At 59.5% G+C, this 21,257-nt stretch carries 15 protein-coding genes; 11 read left to right on the top strand and 4 right to left on the bottom strand.

The features are described 5' to 3' along the window. Positions 1-390: 390 nt before the first annotated feature. Positions 391-3,063 carry a pyruvate dehydrogenase (acetyl-transferring), homodimeric type gene (aceE, locus tag LAO20_16230; protein ID MBZ5532978.1) on the bottom strand — a complete coding sequence of 891 codons (2,673 nt, stop codon included), beginning with the start codon at positions 3,061-3,063 and terminating at the stop codon, positions 391-393. 31 nt (positions 3,064-3,094) lie between these two features. Between aceE and LAO20_16225 the strand changes: the two genes are divergently transcribed. From LAO20_16225 to LAO20_16215, 3 genes are all read left to right on the top strand, one after another. Beyond that, positions 3,095-4,519 carry a deoxyribodipyrimidine photo-lyase gene (locus LAO20_16225; GenBank protein ID MBZ5532977.1) on the top strand — a complete coding sequence of 475 codons (1,425 nt, stop codon included), beginning with the start codon at positions 3,095-3,097 and terminating at the stop codon, positions 4,517-4,519. A gap of 143 nt (positions 4,520-4,662) precedes the next feature. Further along, on the top strand, positions 4,663-4,947 hold the full coding sequence (locus LAO20_16220) for a hypothetical protein (GenBank protein MBZ5532976.1): 285 nt from the start codon (positions 4,663-4,665) through the stop codon (positions 4,945-4,947). A gap of 97 nt (positions 4,948-5,044) precedes the next feature. After that, entirely contained in the window at positions 5,045-5,551 is a 507-nt protein-coding gene (locus LAO20_16215) for a BON domain-containing protein (protein MBZ5532975.1), read from the top strand. Positions 5,552-5,699: 148 nt separating this feature from the next. On the opposite strand, the gene LAO20_16210 is transcribed toward LAO20_16215, so the two are convergent. Continuing rightward, complete coding sequence (locus LAO20_16210) at positions 5,700-8,453, bottom strand: AMP-binding protein (GenBank protein ID MBZ5532974.1); 2,754 nt, start codon at positions 8,451-8,453, stop codon at positions 5,700-5,702. Between the two features lie 223 nt (positions 8,454-8,676). Here LAO20_16210 and LAO20_16205 point away from each other — a divergent pair, with 223 nt between their 5' ends. From LAO20_16205 to pnp, 6 genes are all read left to right on the top strand, one after another. Beyond that, a complete protein-coding gene (locus LAO20_16205; protein ID MBZ5532973.1) occupies positions 8,677-9,726 on the top strand; it encodes a tetratricopeptide repeat protein in 1,050 nt (349 codons plus the stop codon). 24 nt (positions 9,727-9,750) lie between these two features. Then, positions 9,751-10,047: a hypothetical protein gene (locus tag LAO20_16200; GenBank protein ID MBZ5532972.1), complete on the top strand. Its 297-nt coding sequence runs from the start codon at positions 9,751-9,753 to the stop codon at positions 10,045-10,047. A 61-nt stretch (positions 10,048-10,108) separates the two neighbouring features. Further along, positions 10,109-11,032, top strand: a complete 924-nt coding sequence (locus LAO20_16195) for an alpha/beta hydrolase (GenBank protein ID MBZ5532971.1) — start codon at positions 10,109-10,111, stop codon at positions 11,030-11,032. Positions 11,033-11,074: 42 nt separating this feature from the next. After that, positions 11,075-11,518, top strand: a complete 444-nt coding sequence (locus tag LAO20_16190; protein ID MBZ5532970.1) for a hypothetical protein — start codon at positions 11,075-11,077, stop codon at positions 11,516-11,518. 378 nt (positions 11,519-11,896) lie between these two features. After that, positions 11,897-12,163 (top strand): 30S ribosomal protein S15, encoded by a 267-nt coding sequence (rpsO, locus tag LAO20_16185; GenBank protein MBZ5532969.1) that lies wholly within the window; start codon positions 11,897-11,899, stop codon positions 12,161-12,163. A 157-nt stretch (positions 12,164-12,320) separates the two neighbouring features. Further along, positions 12,321-14,780: a polyribonucleotide nucleotidyltransferase gene (pnp, locus tag LAO20_16180; GenBank protein MBZ5532968.1), complete on the top strand. Its 2,460-nt coding sequence runs from the start codon at positions 12,321-12,323 to the stop codon at positions 14,778-14,780. Between the two features lie 554 nt (positions 14,781-15,334). On the opposite strand, the gene secA is transcribed toward pnp, so the two are convergent. Then, positions 15,335-18,343 (bottom strand): preprotein translocase subunit SecA, encoded by a 3,009-nt coding sequence (secA, locus tag LAO20_16175; GenBank protein ID MBZ5532967.1) that lies wholly within the window; start codon positions 18,341-18,343, stop codon positions 15,335-15,337. A 1,101-nt stretch (positions 18,344-19,444) separates the two neighbouring features. Here secA and LAO20_16170 point away from each other — a divergent pair. After that, complete coding sequence (locus LAO20_16170; GenBank protein ID MBZ5532966.1) at positions 19,445-20,269, top strand: hypothetical protein; 825 nt, start codon at positions 19,445-19,447, stop codon at positions 20,267-20,269. Further along, on the top strand, positions 20,266-20,430 hold the full coding sequence (locus LAO20_16165) for a hypothetical protein (GenBank protein ID MBZ5532965.1): 165 nt from the start codon (positions 20,266-20,268) through the stop codon (positions 20,428-20,430). The genes LAO20_16170 and LAO20_16165 overlap by 4 nt, the downstream gene beginning before the upstream one ends. A gap of 392 nt (positions 20,431-20,822) precedes the next feature. Here LAO20_16165 and LAO20_16160 read toward each other — a convergent pair whose 3' ends face one another. Next, positions 20,823-21,218, bottom strand: a complete 396-nt coding sequence (locus LAO20_16160) for a hypothetical protein (GenBank protein MBZ5532964.1) — start codon at positions 21,216-21,218, stop codon at positions 20,823-20,825. Between the last annotated feature and the right edge of the window lie 39 nt (positions 21,219-21,257).

The raw sequence follows: 21,257 nt of genomic DNA, 5'->3' as shown, positions 1-21,257 counted from the left end.
TCGGAAGGAGGTAGACATTGCGAATGCCGGCCTTGTAACGCCAAGCGCCACAGAGATCGTCGCAAAATTATATGAAACCTTGTGTTTGCGAAGGAAGTAACGAGAACTGCCGATATTGCTCAGGATCTGGTTTCGTTCACGACAATATCGGCATCCCACATCCTCGGACTGATCTAAACACATGGAAGCCAGAATCGTTCGTTGAACATCCCCGCCAAAGGACGTCTCCGACCGCACCAAGGTCACATCAAGCTCTCCCTGGACTATGGGGATGCCTGATGTACTTCACCGCTCCAATTCTTGTTTTCCTTCTGCTGCGGCTTTTGTTTGGCAAGTGATCCGCGAAAAACCAGCAAAAAGTTCTACATCGCTAGCCGGTGGCTGCTCTCTTTACGCCCTTGCCGGATCCACCTTTTCCGTGTCCACGCCGAGATCAACGTGGGCCTGCTGCGCGGCTTTGGGATCAAACTTGCCATCGCGGGCCAAGGCCGACAGCGCCGCTGCCGCAATGGACTCCGCGTTGATCTCAAAGTGCCGGCGCAGGTGCGCGCGATTGTCGCTGCGGCCAAAGCCGTCGGTGCCCAGCGTGGACAGGCGCGTTCCCAGCCAGGGAGCCAGTTGGTCGGGGACGGCCTTCATGTAATCGGTCGCCGCGACGATCGGCCCCTGGGCCCCAGCGGCTTCGAGTGTAGAGAGAATGTATGGCTGCTTCATTTTCTCCGCGGGATGCAGACGGTTCCAGCGCTCGGTGGCCAGGGCCTCGCGGCGCAGTTCGTTGTAGCTGGTCACGCTCCACACGCTGGCCTGGACTTTGTATTTCTCCGCCAGGATCGCCTGGGCCGCCAGCGCTTCATTGAGAATGCTGCCGCTGCCGAACAACTGCACTTGCGACTTGCCTCCGCTTGCGTCTTTCAGCTTGTAGAGGCCGCGCAAAATTCCTTCTTCGCAGCCCTTGGGTATCTCCGGCATGTTGTAATCTTCGTTGTACAGCATGATGTAGTAGAAGCGGTCTTCGCGCTCCTGGTACATGCGGCGCAGCCCGTCTTGCACGATCACCGCGACTTCATACACGTACGCCGGATCGTAGCTGGCGCAGGTGGGGACCACGCTGGAGAGCACCAGGCTGTGCCCGTCCTGATGCTGCAGGCCTTCGCCCAGCAGAGTGGTGCGGCCGCCGGTGGCGCCCAGCAGGAAGCCTTTGCCGCGCGCGTCGGCGAACGCCCAGATCAGGTCGCCGATACGCTGGAAGCCGAACATGGAGTAATAAATAAAGAAGGGAACCATGGGCACGCCGTAATTCGAATACGCCGTGCCGGCCGCCGTGCATGACGCCATGGAGCCGGCTTCGGTGATGCCTTCTTCCAGAATCTGCCCGTCTTTGGCTTCGTGATAATAAAGGAGCATTTCCTGGTCGTGCGGTTTATAGAGCTGGCCCTGGTAGGCGTAAATTCCCACCTGGCGGAAAATTGATTCCATGCCGAAGGTGCGGGCTTCGTCGGGGACGATGGGCACCACCAGCTTGCCCAGCTTGGGATGCTTGAGCAGGCTGCGCAGCATGCTGACGTAGCCCATGGTCGTGGATACGGCGCGGCCTTTGGATCCGGCCAGCGATTCGGCGAAGAAATCCAGCGGCGGCGCTTCAAACTTGAAGTCCGGGACCTCGCGCGAAGGCGTGTATCCGCCCAACTGCTTGCGGCGTTCTTTGAGGTAAACGATCTCCGGGCTGTCGTCCGCCGGTTTGTACGGCAGGCCTTCTTTGGCGGCTTTGTCCGGAATGGGAATCTCAAAGCGCGCGCGGAATGCCGACAGCGCTTCGTCGGTCATCTTCTTTTCCTGATGGGTGGCGTTGCGGGCCTGCGCCGACCCCAGCCCGTAACCTTTAATGGTCTTGGCCAGGATCACCGTAGGCTGGCCGGTGTGTTCCACGGCGCGCTTGTAGGCGTTGAATACTTTCTGCGGATCCAGGCCGCCGCGCTGCAAGTGCCAGATCTCATCGTCCGTCATGTGTTCGACCAGCGCCAGGGTCTCAGGATACTTGCCAAAGAATTCTTTGCGCACAAAGGCGCCGTCTTTGGCTTTGAAACTCTGGTATTCGCCGTCCACGCACTCTTCCATGCGCTTGAGCAACATGCCGGATTTGTCGCGGGCCAGAAGGTCGTCCCAGTTGGAGCCCCAGACGACTTTGATCACGTTCCAACCGGCGCCACGGAAGTCGGCTTCCAGTTCCTGGATGATCTTGCCGTTGCCGCGCACCGGCCCATCCAGGCGCTGCAGGTTGCAGTTGACCACGTAGATCAGGTTGTCCAGCTTCTCGCGCGAGGCCATGGTCAAAGAGCCCAGCGCTTCGGGCTCGTCGGTTTCGCCGTCGCCCAGGTAGGCCCAGACTTTGCGCGGCGTCTTCTGGATGATGCCGCGATTTTCCAGGTAGCGCATAAAACGCGCCTGGTACACCGCGCTGATGGGGCCCAGCCCCATGGAAACTGTAGGGAAGCGCCAGAAGTGGGGCATCAACCAGGGATGCGGATAGGAAGACAGCCCCGGCGTGTCGCGCAGCTCATGGCGGAAATTTTCCACCTGCTGCTGGCTGATGCGGCCTTCCAGAAACGCCCGGGCATAAACGCCGGGCGACGCATGGCCTTGAAAGTAAATGAAGTCGCCGGGCTGGTCGCCGTAGCTGGCGCGGAAGAAATGGTTGAAGCCGACTTCCAGCAGAGTCGCCAGGGATGAGAACGTGGAAATGTGCCCGCCGATGCCAGGATCTTTCTTGTTCTGGCGATGCACCATGGCCATGGCGTTCCAGCGGATCAGGCTCTTGATGCGCCGTTCCAGCACGCGATCGCCCGGGTAGGGGAACTCTTCTTCCACGGGAATGGTGTTGATATAAGGAGTATTCAGCGTGGCCGGGACATTGACGCCGGCTTCACGGGCCCGCTTGCCCAGGGCTTCCAGTAAACGCGTGCCTTGCGTGGCGCCTTCCTGAATAATGACTTCGTCAAACGCCTCAATCCATTCTTCAATTTCCTGCTGGTCCGGCCGCGCCGGCGTGGTCACTTTGGTTTCCATAATCCTTCTAGTATGACGCGAACGGGGCGCGATGACAATTGGCCATGTGTTACAACGAAAGCAGAAGATGAACGGACTCAAAAAACTCGCCGCCGATCCGCGCGTGACCGTCCGCCGCGCCGGCGCGCCTGATCCTAACGGCAAATGCGTTGTGTACTGGATGCAGCGCTCGCAGCGCGCGCTGGATAATCCCGCGCTGGAGGTGGCGGTGCGCGCCGCCAACCTGCTGGGCCAGCCCTGCGTCGTGTTCTTCGCGCCCGTGCCGTTCTATCCGCACGCCAATCTGCGCCACTACCATTTTCTGAACCAAGGGATCCCGGCGATCGCCAAGCGGCTGGCGCAGCGCGGCATCGGATTTGTGTTGCGGCGATTTCCTGATCACCATCTGCTCAAGTTTTGCGATGAAGTTCTTCCGGTGCTGGTCGTCGGCGATGAGAACCCCATGCGCGAGCCTGAAAGCTGGCGCGCCCGAGTGATGCAGCGCCTGCGCGTGCCGTTCTGGACCGTGGACGCCGACGTGATCGTCCCCAGCAAGCTGCTGATGAAAGAGCAGTACGCGGCCTACACCGCGCGTCCGGTGATCCGTCGTTTGTTGCCGGAGTTTCTGCGCCCGGTGGGGAATACGAAAGCAAAAGTGAAGTGGAAGGCGCCAGAAGACTTGCAGTCGCTGCAGGCGGACGTGGATATTACAGAAGGCTGGCCGCTGGACCGTTCCGTGCCGCCGAGCAGTTACTTTGTCGGGGGAACCGACGAAGCGCTGAAGCGCGTGAAGCATTTCGTCAAAAACCAGCTTGCCGGATACGTTGCTGATCGCAACAAGCCGGAGCTTGATTCCACCAGCCATCTGTCGCCTTACCTGCATTTTGGACACATTGGGCCGCACACCGTGGCGCTGGCTGTCCAGAAAGCGGCCGCGCCCAAGGCCGCCAAGGCCGCGTTTCTGGAACAGATGATCGTCCGGCGCGAGCTGGCGGTGAACTTTGTGCGCTTCAATCCTGATTACGACAACTTTGAGAGCGGACCACCCTGGGCGCACAAGAGTCTGGCCGCCCACGCGGGCGATGGCCGCACGATTTACACGCAACGCCAGCTCGAATACGCGCGAACCCACGATCCCTTGTGGAACGCCGCGCAGCAGCAGATGACCGTGACTGGCTGGATGCACAACTACCTGCGCATGTACTGGGCCAAGAAGATTCTGGAATGGAGCAAGACACCGGCGCAGGCGTTCAAGACCGCCGTCTATCTGAATGACAAATACGAACTGGATGGCCGCGATCCCAATGGCTACGCGGGCATCGCCTGGGCGATTGTGGGCAAACATGACCGACCGTGGTTTGACCGTCCGGTGTTCGGCATGGTGCGTTACATGGCGTTCAACAGCACTTCCAGGAAGTTTGACAGCAAAAGGTATATCGCCCAGATGCGGAGCCTGGTTGACGCCCAGTCTTCTTAAGTTCAGTCCAGGTCCGCCAATATATAGACTGCCAAGATGCAGGGACGCGTGTCGAGACACTTTTATGGCACCGCAGCACCGTCCTTGGGCATCTAAGTTAAGCGGCAGTTAAAAATCGATTTTTTTTCAAAAGGGAGTTCCCCATGAAACTGGACAACGTGGCTTACGTCGGTCAGCAGGTAAAGGACGAAATCGCAGAAGCAGTAGAAAAAACCAAAGAAATTCCCGCCATCATCAAGAAAAATGTGGATGAAGCTTACAAGTCGGTGGCCAAAGGCGTCCGCCGGACGCAGGTTGCGGCGGAAGAGGCCGCTGAAGATGCCCGCCGGGGGATCAAGGCCCGTCCGCTTACGTCCGTCACCGCTGCGGCGGTCGCCGGTATCGGAGTTGGCGTGCTGGTGGGATGGCTGATTCGCGGCCGTCGCTAACCAAGCGACAGCGGCAAGTCCTTGTTAACATGAAAGCGGGTGATACACGGCATAGGCTGCGTGTCACCCGTTTCGTCTTGCGGCAAGGGGAGGAAACATGTCTGCTGTTCGGGGCATTGCCTTGACGTTGTTCTTGTTGCTTACGCTTCCGACGTTCTCGCCGGTACAGCGCACTCACCGCGGCGGACGCTATGACGAAGGGATTCGCACCGCTGTTGGCCGGTTGCTGGCGGGCAAGAGCGACTACAAGAACGTAAAAGCCGAGGTCGGCGACAGCGTAGTAACGTTGACGGGCAGCGTTGAGCTGGCGAGCACGCGCAAGTTTCTGGTGCGCAAGGTCCGCGACATCGCCCACGTAAACAGCGTCCGCAATGAGATTGCGCTCGATCCCCCGGCGGAAAATGACACGGCAGTTCTGGGACGGGTGCAGCAGCGGCTGGAAGACGCCGGACTGAAGGGCATCACGCTGCGTGTCCGAGAAGGAGCAGTCACGCTGGAAGGAATGGTGCGCAACACGCGCGACCGTGAACGCGCCATGCAAATGGTCCGCGAAACCCCCGGCGTGAAAGAAGTGGAATCAAAGCTGACGGTGGCGGAAGAATAAGCAACTAGCAATTGGCAGCTAGCAGCTAGCCAAGGCAAAGTGTCAACTAGTCTTTGGCACACACGCTCTTATTTCGGTCTTGTCATTCCGAGCGCACCAAGGAATCGGTTTTTGCTATTTGCCAGCTGCTAGTCGCTAGCTGCTTTTTTCAATCCCCCGTCGCCTGCGCGTGTTCTCCTGATTGATCGCGCAAGCCCTCCCACATATGCACGACGCTTTCGCGGAGTTGTCCTGTGATCTGCTTGTAGGTTTCTTCGGGATTCTTCACCGCGTCGGGCGGCTGGATGGGGTCGCCAAACTGCACGCGCAGCTTTGACAGGCGGGGAAGCCGCTTGCTGCGCGGCCAAGCGTCGTAGAAGCCTTCCAACGCTACCGGATAGATGGGCACTTTCAGGTGCGCAGCCAGGATGGCGGCGCCTTTCTTGAACTTCTTCGGCGTGCCGTCAATGGAGCGCTCGCCTTCAGGATAAAGAACCAGGTTGTTGCCGCGACGGAGTCCGATGGCGCCGGCGCGCATGGCGTTGACCAGGTTGGAGTCGGGGTCCACGGGGACGAGCTTGAACATCCGGGCCACAAACTTCAGGATGCCCCGGCCAAAGATTTCACTGGTCCCAACGTAAAACATGTTCTTGAAGAGCCGCCAGGGAATCTGGCTGGCGACTACGGGCCCATCAAGAAAACTCTGGTGGTTGGGTGACAGGATAAACGGCCCGGACTTGGGCAGTTTATCTTTGCCGCTGACGCGCAGATTGAAGAAGACGCGCATGAGCACAGCCACGCATTTGCCCAGCAAGAACCACCACAGCGTGAGCAGCACGTTGTTGTGCAGGGACTTCAAAACGGCCGGGTCATCGGGGTCAGAGGCCAGGATGGCGTCCCATCCGGGAAGGCCGGTTCGCGTGCCGGCAGCGCCGCCACGGGCCTGAAGAATGGCGTCCACCATTTCGCGGACGGTGTAAACCTCAGAGATGACTTTGTCGTCGGCCTTGGCGTCAAGCTCGCGTTCCAGCGCGACGATGAGTTCCACGCGCTCCATGGAGTCAAAGCCCAGATCAAGCTCCAGGTTGGACGAAGGCAGCACGGGCTTCTTGGCCTTGCTGGCATCTTTGATCACAGCCAAGGCCTTTTGCACGTCCGGCTGCGACAGCCACATGGCTTCTTCCGCTGTGGGCTCTTCTACAGCAGAGGCGCTCTCCGCGCCGCCACGCTCACCGGCCATCACGCGACGCAGGATTTCAAAACGCTTGAGCTTGCGCGTGCTGGTGCGAGGCAGCGGATCAAGCCACAGATCAAAACTCAGGATGCGTTTGGTGCTGGGCAATTCGGCGGAAAGATTCTCCACGTCAAAGCGGATGACCTCATGCGAGTTGACGATCTTTCGCTCGCGCAGCACGTCAAAGTCAGGCACAATCACCGCGTGCAGGCGCTCGGAAAACGGCTCGCCCGGCCGGCTCACCAGCCCCATCACGCAGATCTCCTTGATAAAAGGAGAATGCAGGTAATGGTTCTCCAACTCCTCGGGATAGATGTTCTTGCCCGAGCTGAGGACGATGATTTCCTTCTTCCGTCCGGTAATAAAGAGGGTGCCGCGCCGGTCCAGGTAGCCCAGGTCGCCGGAGTAGAGCCAGCCGTCGCGGATGGTTTCGTTGGTTGCGTCGGCACGGTTGTAGTAACCCTTCATCACGATGTCGCCGCCGATGATGACCTCGCCCACGGGATGGGGCAGACCTTCCACGGGCTGCGGGTCAACGACCTTGACTTGCACGAACTGGAGCGGCGGTCCGACCGAGCCCATCACGCCGCCTTTGGGCCGGGTGACGGTGGCGGCGCCGCTGCACTCGGTGAGGCCGTAGGCCTGCAGCACGGTGAAGCCGAGTTTTTCCAGATCGCGGCCTACCGCGGCGTCAAACGCCGAGCCGCCAGTGACGAAGTACCGCATCTTCGGGCCCAGCAGCCGGTGGACTTTGCCGAAGAACAGTCTCCCCAGGTTGATGCCAATCGCGTTCAGGCCGGTGACCCGTCCCGCGGCGGAGATGTTCATGAGCGCGCGGAAGGCCATCCGCGAGGCCCACGGGCGTTTTTTGACTTCCTGCATCACGCGCTCGTGGATCAGGTAGAAGAATTGGGGGACACAGGCAAAGAGCGTGATGTTGCGTTCGCTCAACGCGCGCAGCAAGTCCGTGGTGTTCAGCTCTTCCAGATACACCACGCGCGCGCCCACAGCATAAGGAAGCAGCAGGTTGGCCATCTGCGCCAGCGCGTGGAAGAGCGGCAGCACGCCCAGAATGGCGTCTTTTTCGCTCACCGCAATGGTGCTGAACACGGACTTGGCTTCCGCCAGCAGGTTGCCGTGAGTGAGCATTACGCCTTTGGGATCAGAGGTGGTGCCGGAGGTGTACAAGATCACCGCCAGGTCGCTTTCCTGGATGGTGGCGGGAGTGAAGTCTCCGGGGCCGGCGGCGAACATGCTCAGCAAGTTGGAGTAGCGGCCTTCACCGGAACCGTCAATCATCACCACGCGGACCAGCGTCTGGTCCACGGCCTCTTCGACCACGGGCAGATTCTTGGAATCAGTAAAGATCACGGACGCGCCGCAGTCCCACAGCAGCTTGTTAACCTGGTGGGCGTTGAACGCCGTGTCCAGCGGAACAGCTACGGCTCCGGCGGACATGATGCCCAGGTAGGCTGAGACCCACAGCGGCCCGTTGCCGGCCATGATGGCGCAGCGCACGCCGGCTGACATGCCGGATTCGCGCAGCCAGCGGCCCGCCGACTCCGACTGGCGGCGCAATTCGGCGTAACTGAGGCTCTCCACCGCGCCTGACGTCCGCTGCAACTCGGTGGCGACGCGGTCAGGGAACCTCTCTGCGGATTGGAGAAAACCACTATAAAAGCCATGCATGGCGATATTGGGCTGCGCTCGGGGGTAGGTCTTTGGCTTAACCGAATCTTACCTGCGCGGGCGCAAGAGGACAAGAGTCTGCTGGATTCGAGCTATCATCAAACATATTGGGGTCGCTGTGATTTCTGGAGCGATGGGGGCCCGGGGGCCGTTTAATCGAATGAAAATGTCTTTGTCCTATTTGTGTGCTTCGCCTTTCTGGCGGATGGCGGGCGTGTGTCTCATGGTTGTGTGTCTCGGCCTGACGTGCGCGGCTGTCGCCGCCGATACCGGCCCTGCGGCGCTGGTGAGCGCCGGCCACTTCAAGAGAGCGCGCGTGATTTTGGAGGCCCGCGTGGCGGAGAATCCTCAGGACGCGGATTCGCTCGTGCTGCTGGCTCGCGTGCGCCTGGCCTACGAAGACCACGAGGAAGCTGCCCGGCTGCTGCAACAAGCGCTGGACGCTCAGCCGGCGCACTCGGACGCGCACGTGTACCTGGCGGAAACCTACAGCATGAAGGTGGAGCACGCGGGCGTTTTTGAGAAGCCGGGCATGGCCAGGAAGATCAGGAGCGAATGCGAACGCGCGCTGGCCGCGAATCCCAACAACATTGATGCTATGGAAACGCTGCTGGACTTCCACCTGGAGGCGCCGGGCATGGTCGGCGGCGACAAAGGCAAGACGCACGAGCTGGCTGCGCGCATTGCCAAGCTTGACGCCGTCCGCGGAAATTTTGCCAAAGCGGAAATCGCCGCCAAGGAGAAACGTTTCGACCAGCAGGAGGCCTTTCTGCTGCAGGCCGCCGCGGCCGATCCGCGGTCGTACCCCGCGCTGGTAGCTGTGGCTGAGCTGTACCTCAAAGAGCGCAGGCAAGATTACAACAAAGCCGCCGACTACGCGCACAAGGCGATCGCCGTGGACCCGGGCCGCGTGCGGGCGTACGCAATCCTGGCCCAGGTGCACGCCGCCCGAGATCAGTGGCCTGAACTGGAGCGGATTCTGGCACAGGCGGAAAAAGAAGTGCCAGACGATCTCTTTCCCCACTTTGCCGCCGGCAACACGCTGCTGCTGAGCGGCCACGAGCCCGCGCGCGCAGAGACGTACTTCCGCAAATATCTAACGCAAGAGCCGGAAGGCGAAGCGCCCACGCTGGCTGAGGCCCACTGGCATCTGGGGCTCGCGCTGGAACAGCAAGGGCGCAAGCATGAGGCCATCCGGGAAATCCAGACCGCGCTGAAGATGAAGCCGGGACTAAAAGAGGCGCAAAGGGACCTGAAGAGATTGAAGGGTTAGAATGCTGCGCTGGCGAGGCGGGCCATGCTTTATACCGTGTTTGTTGACGACAATTATCACTACATGGATGAAAGTGAGCGCTACAAGGCGGGCGAGTTCGCCGACTGCGCCTCGGCGGTGGCCGCCTGCAAGCGCATTGTGGACGAGTTTCTTGCCACCTGCACCTTGGAAAACGGCGAAGATGAAATCCTCAAGCAGTACCTCCTTTTTGGCGAGGACCCCTGGATCAGCAGCGATGACCGCGAGTGCCGGTTCTCCGCCAGGGACTATGCGCGGCAACGCGTGCAGGAACTTGCCGGCAAAGACAAGAGTTCTCAGTGATATTCACTTACCGGCATCCCGGCCATCACTGCCAGAGATTTAGAATGCTTCGCGCATGACCATGCAGGAGTCCAACTTCATCCTGACCTCGTCTGACGGCGCGGAGATCTTTGTCTATCGCTGGCTGCCGACGTCCGCGCCGAAAGCCGTGGTGCAGATCGTCCACGGGATGGCGGAACATGCGGGACGTTACGCGCGCCTGGCATCGGCGCTGACTTCCGCAGGCTACGCGGTTTACGCCGGTGATTTGCGCGGGCACGGCCGGACGGCGAAAACTCCAGGGGACCTGGGGCTGTTTGCCGAGCGCGACGGCTGGCACAAATGCCTGGACGACATCTGGCAAATCAACCGGCGCATGGCGGCTGAACATCCGCAAATTCCGATCGTGGTGATCGGCCACTCCATGGGCTCCACGCTGGTCCGCCAATTCATCGCCGAACACGGTGACGCGCTGGCCGGCGCGGTGCTTTCAGGTTGCAGCGGCCAGCCTACGCCGCTCGCCCAGGCCGGGAGGCTCATCACGCGCCTCGAACGTTTGCGTCTGGGCCGGCGGGGAACCAGTTCGCTGGTGCAATCACTCACCTTTGATGCCTTCAACAAAAAGTTTGAGCCGGCACGCACCAAGTTCGACTGGCTCTCCCGCGACCCGGCTGAAGTGGACAAGTACATCGCGGATCCATTGTGCGGCTTTGCCGCGCGCGTCCAACTGTGGATTGACCTGCTGGACGCCTGGGCCAAGATGGCCAAAGCAGCCAGCATGGCGCGGACGCCAAAAGACCTTCCGGTCTATGTGATCTCAGGCACGCATGACCCGGCGAGCGCGGGAACGAAAGCGCTGGAGCCGCTGCTGGCGGCGTATCGGACGGCGGGTCTCAAGAATCTTTCACACAAGTTCTATTCCGAAGCCCGGCACGAGCTGTTCAATGAGACAAATCGGGACGAGGTGACGCGGGATTTGATTGCATGGATGGATACTGTCGTCTGAAGCAGGGAAAAACTGCAACTTTCGGTGTCTAAGGTAATTGAAATGAAAGCGCTCCTCTGGCTCAGCTTGCTGCTTCTGGTTTTTGCAGTTTTGGTTGTGACATACACGGTCTTCCACGGCTACACAACGGTGTTTTGGTTTAGGCCGGCAACGGTAGTGAACGTGAACGGGAGGGCGGTGAAGGGTTTCGTACATCAGTCAACGCAGGCGATGATCATCACGCGGAAGGATAGAGGCGTGTCCCATTCCTACCTCGTCGGATTCAGAGATACCATGAAGCAGCCGGTTCTGGATTGTAGAACCTGGGTTGCTCCGCGATCGCCGATTCTCCTGAGCAATCATCAGCGTCCGCTTTGCCTGTCCTGGTTCTTTGATGACGAAGCGCCGCCTTTAACCATGGAATCACCAGTCGGAGCCGCAAAGATCGATGCGGATCACGTGGAATTCAGGACCCGCGCTGGCGACGTTGTTCGAGTCAACCGCTGAGGCGAGCGGCGGCGTTTGGGGTTTCCCTAGCACGCTTCAGCGCAGGCGAGGGCGGGAAGAATCGCCAGAATCGCGCGCGATCGCCGACCTCGCTGTGATCGGAAAAGCAGATTCCTGGCCTTCGGTGCGGAATGAGAATTCTTGCTGGCTAGCCGTCATTCGCCGTTTTCCAAGCCTGAAACCTGCGCAGGCAAGGGCGACTGCGGTCCATGAAACCCAGTTCAAATGCAGAGATCTTTCGCGCTGCCGCGCTCAGGATTTCGGCTGGCGGCTCGGACGCCGCCAACTCGCCTCAGCTTGCCAGCCTCACACCCGCCGTGTTATTCTGCATAAGTTACTAGAGGGACAAGATTTAGAGATAGGAGTGCACCAGCTTAAGTGTTAGCGAGAGAGCGCAAGTCCGACGTCATCCACCGTTACCGCAGGGACGAGTCCGATACCGGTAGCCCGGAAGTGCAGATTGCCATCCTGAGCGAGCGGATTGGTGAGTTGACCGAGCACTTCAAGACCCATAAGAAGGACCATGCCTCCCGGCGCGGTCTGCTCATGATGGTCAGCAAGCGTCGTCGTTTGCTGGACTATCTAAAGAAGTACGATACCGAACGCTATAAAGACGTCATCCAGAAACTTGGAATCCGTAAATAACCGATTGACCGGACGTTTTTTGCCGACGAATCCCGCGGACGGCACACGTGTGTGAAACGCGCACGGACCAGTGTGCCTATGCCACGCGACTCTCGGAATCGTACTTAGATTGCTCTCGCTCTAAAGAACTGCTGGTCCTCCTGGAAAAGAGGAACTCATGAAACAGACAGCCACTGTTGAACTTGCAGGCGGCAAAACTCTCCTATTGGAAACTGGACATCTGGCCAAACAAGCCCAAGGCTCAGCCATTGTCCGCAGCGGCGACAACGTTGTGATTGGCACGGCGTGCTGCAATCCTGAACCGCGGGAAGGCATAGACTTCTTCCCCCTGACTGTTGACTATCGCGAATACACCTACGCCGGCGGACGCATTCCCGGCGGCTTCATCAAGCGTGAAGGCCGTCCCAGCGAACGCGAAGTCCTCACCTGCCGGCAGATTGACCGCCCCATCCGCCCGCTTTTTCCGGAAGGCTTCCGCAATGAGACCCAGGTGATCTCCCTGGTGCTCTCCGCCGACTCGGAAAACGATCCTGACGTTCTGGCCATCAACGCCGCCTCCTGCGCCCTGACGCTTTCTGACATTCCGTTTCACGGCCCGGTGGGCGCGGTGCGCATTGGCATTGTGAATGACCAGATGGTGGTGAACCCCACCTACGCGGAAATGGCCGAGAGCCTGCTCAACATCATGGTGGTGGGCACGGCGGAAGGCATTTGCATGGTGGAGTCCGGCGCCAAGGAAATCTCTGAAGACCGCGTGCTGGAAGCCATTGAGTTTGGCCACGAGCAGGTCAAGAAGATCTGCGCGGCCATCAGCGACCTGGCGGGCAAAGCGGGCAAGAAGAAGCGCGAAGTCGCAGCGCCGGAGTTCGATCAGGCCTACTTCGACCAGCTGAAGTCCAAAGTCGGCGACGAACTGACCGACGCGCTGGACACCAAGAAGCATCCTAAGCTGGAAAGCTACGAACTGGTCAAACAGATCAAGGACAAGCTGAAAGCCGAGCTTCCGGAAGATGACGACGAAGCCAAACACAAGCTCTCGCATTATTACGAAGCGCTACGCGAGAAGATTTTCCGCGACCAGGTGACGCACAAGCGGCGCCGTCCGGATGCCCGCGAGTTTGACCAGATCCGCGACATCTGGATTGAAGTGGGCGTCCTGCCGCGCGTGCACGGTTCGGCGGTCTTTACCCGCGGCGAGACCCAGGCGCTGGTGACCACCACGCTGGGCACGCCCGATGACGCGCAACGCATCGAGCGTTTTGAAGGCGAAACCCGCAAGCGCTTCATGCTGCATTACAACTTCCCGCCATTTTCCGTGGGCGAAGTCGGCCGCATGACCGGCGTGGGACGCCGCGAAGTCGGACACGGAGCACTGGCGGAACGCGCCATTCTGGCCGTGATGCCCAGTGACGACAAGTGGCCTTACGCCATGCGCGTGGTTTCCGACATTCTGGAATCCAACGGCTCGTCTTCGATGGCCACGGTCTGCGGAGCGTCACTCTCGCTGATGGACGCCGGCGTGCCGCTGTCGTCCGCGGTGGCCGGAGTCGCCATGGGACTGGTAAAGGAAGGCAACGATTACGCCATCCTCACCGACATTGCCGGAGCGGAAGACCATTACGGTGACATGGACTTCAAAGTCGCCGGAACACGCAAGGGCATTACCGCGCTGCAGATGGACATCAAGGTGATGGGCATAACGTCCAAAATCATGCATGAAGCCATGGAGCAGGCGCGGCGCGGGCGGCTGTACATCCTGGACAAGATGGAAGGCGTGATCAGCGGCGGGCGCGAAGATATCTCCGCGTTTGCTCCGCGCATTTACACCTTGCAGATTCCCACGGACAAGATCCGCGACCTGATCGGACCCGGCGGCAAGATGATCCGCAGCATCATCGAGCAGACCGGCGTGAAGATTGACGTGGACGATACCGGCAAAGTCAACGTGGCTTCCAGCGACGGACCTTCCGCGCAGAAAGCCATCCAGATGATCAACGATCTGACCGCGGTGCCGGAAGTTGGCAAGACGTATCTGGGCAAAGTGGTTCGGATCGCCGAGTTCGGCGCCTTCGTGGAGATCATCCCGGGAACGGACGGCCTGCTGCACATCAGCGAGATTGCGGAACATCGCGTGCGCAGCGTGGAAGACGAGCTCAAAGAAGGCGACCAGGTGCTGGTGAAAGTCCTGGGCATTGAAGGCAACCGCATCAAGCTGAGCCGCAAAGCCATCCTGCGCGAACAGCGCGCCAAGATGGGCGGAGGCGGCGGCGAAGGGGAAGGCGGACCGGCGCCGTCCGGCGACGGTGGCGAGGCTCCGGCCCCGCGCGCAGCTTCCAACGCACCCGGAGAAGAAACCGTCACCTTTGAAGGCGGCGGCAACTTTGAAGAAGCTGAAGAAGGCGAACCGAACTTCAATCGTGAAGACGCCAACCGGGAAACCGTTGGCGCCGTTCCGCGGCCTGATCGTCCGCGTGGCGGTGGTGGCGGCCGGCCCGGTGGCGGAGGCGGTGGACGCCGTCATGGCGGAGGCGGTGGTGGACGCGGCGGCCGCGGAGGTCGTGGCGGTCCGCGCGGTGGTGGCGGCGGACGCGGTCCCGGCGGCGGAGGCGGTCACTAGAACTTTCCCAGCGTGTTTCTAAAGGAGCGGGTTCCGAGCCCGCTCCTTTCTTTTTGTGAAGATGGCATTTGGCTCTTGGCAGTTGGCTTTTGGCCGCAGCTCACTTGAAGCCTTCTTCTAGCTTCCAAGGGCCAAGAGCCAAAGGCCAACAGCCGTTTTGTGCCACCCCCTGTTCAGTTGTCAAAAAACGAAATCGGCGAACCGATGTTGTTCATCCGGTCCGCCGTAGCTTCTGGAAGCTAAGAACGTGTCGCCCCTAAAGGGGCTTTCGTTTTTTTTCTACGCTTACCCAGGCCTTAACCACCCCAGCAAGCCAAAGTCGGGCTTGCCGGGGGCCCCGGTCCGGCCTGGGCTAACTCATCCCGCGCCTCCGGCGCTGGGGGCCAATCTGACTTCAAGTTAACCAAAGCCGCAAATTCCATTCCGGCACTGCTTGACAGTAAGGGTGAACGGCCAAGTGCCAATGGCTAAGTGCCAACCGCTGAGTGGTAATGGCTAATGCTAATGGCTAATGGCCAAAAGCTAGCAGCTAGCGGCTAGGCGCTAGCTGCTACTTACGCTGTCTGCTCCGCGCCGTGGCATTTCTTGTACTTCTTGCCTGATCCGCAAGGGCAAGGATCGTTTCTCCCCACCTTGGCTTGTCCGCGGACAACCTGTTGCGGCGCGGTGCTGCCGTTCGATCCCGCCATGCGTGCCTGCTCGAGTTCGCGTTTCTTGCGGCGCTGGAATTGCGCTTCCAAATCGTCCACCGAAGTCGAAGCCCGCCTGCGCGACGGAGCCGGCGGCTCGCCGCCATTTTCTTCGGCGTCATTTTTTTCGGCGACCATGGCTGGCGCCTGCTGGGCCTCCACCAGTTGCATGTGGAACAAGTAGCGCACCGTATCTTCCTGGAAGCGCTGCATCATGCTCTCAAACATGTCAAACGACTCGCGTTTGTACTCCACCAGGGGATCGCGCTGGGCGTAACCGCGCAGCCCGATGCCTTCCTTTAGGTGGTCCATGTTGAGCAGATGGTCTTTCCACTGGGTGTCCATCACGCTGAGCATGATCATGCGCTCGTGGTAGCGCATGGCGTCCGCGCCCATCTGTTTTTCTTTGGCGTTATAGAGTTCCTGCAGTTTTTCAAAGACGGCGTCGCCCAGCTCCTGGCGATTCAGCTTGTCGGCGTCAACGCCGGCTTTGGCCAAGTCCAGGCCAAAGTTGTCAATCAGGTACTTGCGCAGCCCGTCCAGGTCCCACTGTTCCACGTGGACGTCGCGCGGGGCAAAGCGGTCCAGCGCTTCGGCCACCATCCCAGTCACGTAGTCTTCCAAGATCAGTTCTTTCTGATCAATGCCGGAAAGCAGTTCGCGACGCAGGCCGTACACGGCTTCGCGCTGCTTGTTCATCACGTCGTCATATTCCAGCACGTGTTTGCGCGACTCAAAGTTCTGCGCTTCCACCGCTTTCTGCGCGCCTTCAATGCGTTTGGAGATCATCCGCGACTCAATGGGCACGCCTTCTTCCATGCCCAGCCGCTGCAGCAGCCCGGACACCCATGCGCGCGCGAAGATGCGCATGAGGTCGTCTTCCAGTGACAGGTAGAAGCGCGACGAACCGGGGTCGCCTTGGCGTCCGGCGCGTCCGCGCAACTGGTTGTCAATGCGGCGGGCCTCGTGGCGTTCGGTGCCCAGAATGTGCAGGCCGCCTACGCCGACCACCTTCTCGTGGTCCGCGTCCGTATCCTTCTTATACTTATTGAACGCCTCGTTCCATTTGTCCAGCGGGCATTTGTACTCGACGCCGTTGTAGTAGAAGACAGTGGCTTCCGAGGTGTCCTGCTCCAGCACGACTTCGCCGCCCGCGGCTTTCAATTGCTGGGCGATGCCTTTCTTCACCATCTCCTGGCGCGCCATGAATTCCGGATTGCCGCCCAGCAGGATGTCCGTGCCGCGGCCCGCCATGTTGGTGGCGATGGTCACCGCGTTCAGCCGACCGGCCTGGGCCACGATCTCGGCTTCTTTCTCGTGGAACTTGGCGTTCAGCACCACGTGCTTGACCTGCTTCTTCTTCAGCAGATCGCTGAGCCGTTCAGATTTTTCGATGGATGTGGTGCCCACCAGAATCGGGCGGCCGCCTTCGGCGATCTTCTGGATTTCGTCGGCCACGGCAAAGTATTTTTCTTTCTCCGTGCGATAAACAACGTCCGGGTACTCCACGCGGCGCATCTCGCGGTTGGTGGGAATCACCGTGACTTGCAGTTTGTAAATCTTGTCAAACTCCGCCGCTTCGGTTTCCGCCGTGCCGGTCATGCCCGCCAGCTTCTTGTACATGCGGAAGTAATTCTGGAACGTGATGGTGGCCAGCGTCTGCGTCTCGCGTTCGATTTTGACCTTTTCCTTGGCTTCAATGGCCTGGTGCAGCCCGTCTGACCAGCGGCGTCCGGGCATCAGGCGGCCGGTGAACTCGTCCACAATCAGGACTTCGCCTTCCTTCACCACGTACTCCACGTCGCGTTTGTACATGGCGTGGGCCTTCACCGCGGTTTCCACGTGGTGCTTCATCGGCCAGTTGTCGGGATCGGCAATGTTGTCAATGCCCAGCAGCTTTTCGACTTTTTCCCAGCCCTGGTCGGTGATGGTGCAGGTCTTGTGCTTCTCGTCAACCACGTAGTCGCCGGTATATTCCTTGGGCTCGCCCGGCGGTTTTTCAATCTCCTCGCCCTTGACCAGGTGCGGGACCACGCGGTCCGCGCGGTCATATTTGTCGGTGGATTCGTCGCTGGCGCCGGAGATGATGAGCGGGGTGCGGGCTTCATCAATCAGGATGGAGTCCACTTCGTCCACGATGCCGTAATTGTGGCCGCGCTGGCAGCACTCGGCCAGATCAAACTTCATGTTGTCGCGCAGGTAATCGAAGCCGAATTCATTGTTGGTGCCGTAGGTCACGTCAGCCAGGTAGGCTTCGCGGCGCTCGTCGTCGTCGAGCTCGTGGACGATCACGCCCACGCTCAGCCCCAGAAAACGGTAGAGCTTGCCCATCCATTCTGAGTCGCGTTTGGCCAGGTAGTCATTCACCGTGACCACGTGCACGCCGTCGCCGGCCAGCGCGTTCAGATACACCGGCAGCGTGGCGACCAGCGTTTTGCCTTCACCGGTTTTCATTTCAGAAATCTTGCCCTGGTGCAGGATGATGCCGCCAATCAACTGGACGTCAAAGTGGCGCATGTTGAGCACGCGGCGGCCGGCTTCGCGGGCCACGGCAAAAGCTTCCGGCAGGACCTCATCCAGCGCGGCGTTGCGCAGTTCCAGGCGGCGCTTGGTGAACTCGCCCATCTCGTCGCGAAGCTGCTGCGCCGGGGCGGTCTGCATCTCGCCTTGCAGGCGGGCCAACTCGTCGTCCTCATGCTGGAGCCGGGCTTTGATGCGCGCGCGGAAGTCGTCGGTCTTGGCGCGCAGCTGCTCGTCCGTGAGCTGCTGCATCGCGGGCTCAAGCGCGTTGATCTCATCCACCAGCGGATGTATCCGCTTCAGATCACGTTCATTTTGGGTGCCAAAAACCTTGGCGAGTACTTTTCCGATCAATGGTTAGTCCCTTTTGACTTCTAACTCTTGGCGACTTGTATGGATCCTGACTTGTTAGACAAAGTCTTCCGTTTCAAGCCTAGCACATTGGATGCAGCCGATTTCCTCGCCGACTTACCGCCGCTCCCGCGCTCATATAGAGGTACGCGCGAGAGCGTCCGGGGTTTCCGAATCTCCCCATTTTAGGCACAGAAAGTCAATTAAAAGCGTAACACATTGGATGGGGGAGGAGTTCACCGCAAAGGACGCAGAGAGCGCAAAGGAATTTTACCGCGGATGAACGCGGATGGGGGCTGACGAGCGCCGAAGGCGCGAAAGAGCCTAGCCCAGGTGCGTAAGCCCTGGGTGAGGGTGAGATTAGAAGGTGAGCCCCGGAGGGTGCGACACCTCAACCAAAAACAAACCTTGGATCGTAATCAATCCCGTGTTTTTTCAGAAGCGCAACGAATTCCTGCTCAAACGTTCTTGCGCCCCGTTTCGGGGCTTCCGCAGGCTGAGGGCCACAAAAAACACCCCCGTTCATGAAATGGTTTTGTCAAGATGTACTAGTTCGTGATTGATTCGTCTATCGAAACGTGCTAGGGTCTCTTATCTTTCGTCCCATTTCTCCGATCAAAACGACGCTGTTGGCTGTTGGCCTTTGGCTATTGGCCAGAGTCGGAAAACCAGATTTCACCGCAAGGTCGCAAAGGACGCTAAGGCTAAAGGGATGAAGGGGTTAGGAGGAAGGTTTATTGATGAGTAAACAGCTGGGTGACCGTTGGGTCGAATCGGATAAACCTTTTGTTTGCAACGCCCGCGCAATGGGAGGGGTGGGGCCTGGGGTAACGGGATGGTGATTAATGGGAGAGTTAATGGATCGGGTCATCGGGACATCGGGACATCGGGTCATCGGAACAGCAAGAAGGGAGTTGAATATGGCAAGCGCAAATAGAAGGGGCAGCATCGGATGATCGCACTTGATCGGGTGATCCACGGCAGGCCGGGACAGGTCGGGTGATCGGAAAAACAAGAAGATGAAAAGCGGAAGGCGCAACGGTCATTGCGTCTGAACAGCAGCTAAACAGTCAGAAACCGGGCGGAGAAAGAGAAGAACAGAACATGGCAATGGAAGAAGTGGCAGGAACTGGAATAGAAGCTGGTTTGGGAATGGAAGCAGGAGCCTTATCGACGGCGGGAGCGGAAATGGCCGTCCGCATGGAAACAGGGATTGGACCGGTGGAGATACCGGAACACCTGAGCGGGGCGAGGCAGGCGGAGTCGCCGGAGCAGGTGACGGAGCTCGCGCCGATAGCGGAAGCTGAATCGGAACCAGAATCGGAACCAGAAGTGGGCAACAGCGGCATGACGGCGAAAGAGAACGAATTGTGGCGCAGCGCGAGGAGCCAGGAGCAATATAACGCCGTGTGGAAGATGCGGGATGAGCGTCGCCTGAGGGAAGCACACGCAACATGGCGGGCCAGTGAAGCCGGGCAACTGCTCAGGCAACTCACTGAAGCCTATGACGCCTACCGGCTCTATCTGGAAAAGAAGCCACACGCACGGGACCTGGCGATGCAATTTGATGAAGGCAGCCAGAACATATACAAGCGGATGCGGGCGAATCTGGAGCGGGCCAACCATGCTCCGCGGTGCACGTGGATCAAGCCGAACGGGTTGCGGTGCCGTGCGCCGAAAGTGCGGGGCAAGAAGCTGTGCCACATGCACGTGGCGATGGACGAGGCGCGTCCGAAGAAGCTGGAACTACCGGCGCTGGACGATGCTAACGGGATACAGATTGCCATTGCCAAGGCCGCCCAGGCGGTGGTGGATGGAACGTTGGACCGCCAACAAGGCGGCTTGCTGGGGTACTACCTGCAACTGGCGGCGAACAACGTGGGCCGGGTGGATTTTGAGGATGAGTGGGAAACCGTGGACATTGAGTGATCGCCGGCATCGGAAAAAACTCAACCACAGAGGACGCAGAGGAACACGGAGGGTGGAAGGAAGACATCGGCAAGAGCCGCACGGACGTCGCCAACCCAGGATGGGAAAAGACGGTGAGAAAACGTTCTTTGAAAACTGAACAGGGAAACTGGAGCGGCTGATGTGTCGCCGCCTACGGGGCTCAATTTCTATCTTTCTACCTTGACCCAGGGCTTACGCACCTGGGCTAGGCTCTTTCGCGCCTTCGGCGCTGGGCTTATTTTCTGAATACGAATCCTCTTCACGCTCTATCCAGCTGCGTCGCCAAATTGTGCCGCGCGTCACCAAAATCTTCAGTACTAAGTGGGCACACGAGCCTGCAATCGTGTCAGAATAGCGGATTCTATGCCGCCACTAAGTCCAAACAGCCTAGATGACGAAAATGGAAACTGCAAACAATGCGGCCATCCTTTCGATCCGCAACTCCTGATTGCCACAGATCCGAACGATTCCACGAAGGGTGGAATCATGCGCTGTCCGGTTGCGAACTGTCCTTGTTTCCACACCTGGAGTTTTAGTCCGAAGCAGTGATTTGCCGCGTCCCATGCCCCCGCAATATCACCACGCCCGCCACCACCGCGCAGGCCAGCATGATCACCCGGACGTAAATCGCCACGTGGATCTGCTCGTCGCCGAAAATCTGGCGGGCCAGTCCGAAGGCGGCGCTGGTGGTACAGCAGGCAAAGTAGATTCGTTCGCGGGCCGTTCCGGAAATTGCCGTCAGGATCAGCAATGCGGTGGTGACCAGAACGTAAATCGCGCCGATCGCCCACGCGCCGGCGGACGATCCTTTATGTAAGGGATGAACGGTGATCATCCCGGTGATCACGGCGACGATCAGAAACGCCACGGTGTGCACCAGGGCGATGATGGCGCGCTTGCGGTTGGTAAGGACCACGTAGCGGAGCATTCTCTGTATTAGTTAACCACAGAGGCCGCGAGTGGCCGC

This window comes from Terriglobia bacterium, from assembly GCA_020072815.1.
GTDB lineage: Bacteria > Acidobacteriota > Terriglobia > Terriglobales > Acidobacteriaceae > Angelobacter.
Note: the sequence above shows the minus strand (reverse complement) of the source record. Positions and strands in the feature narration are given on the sequence as shown.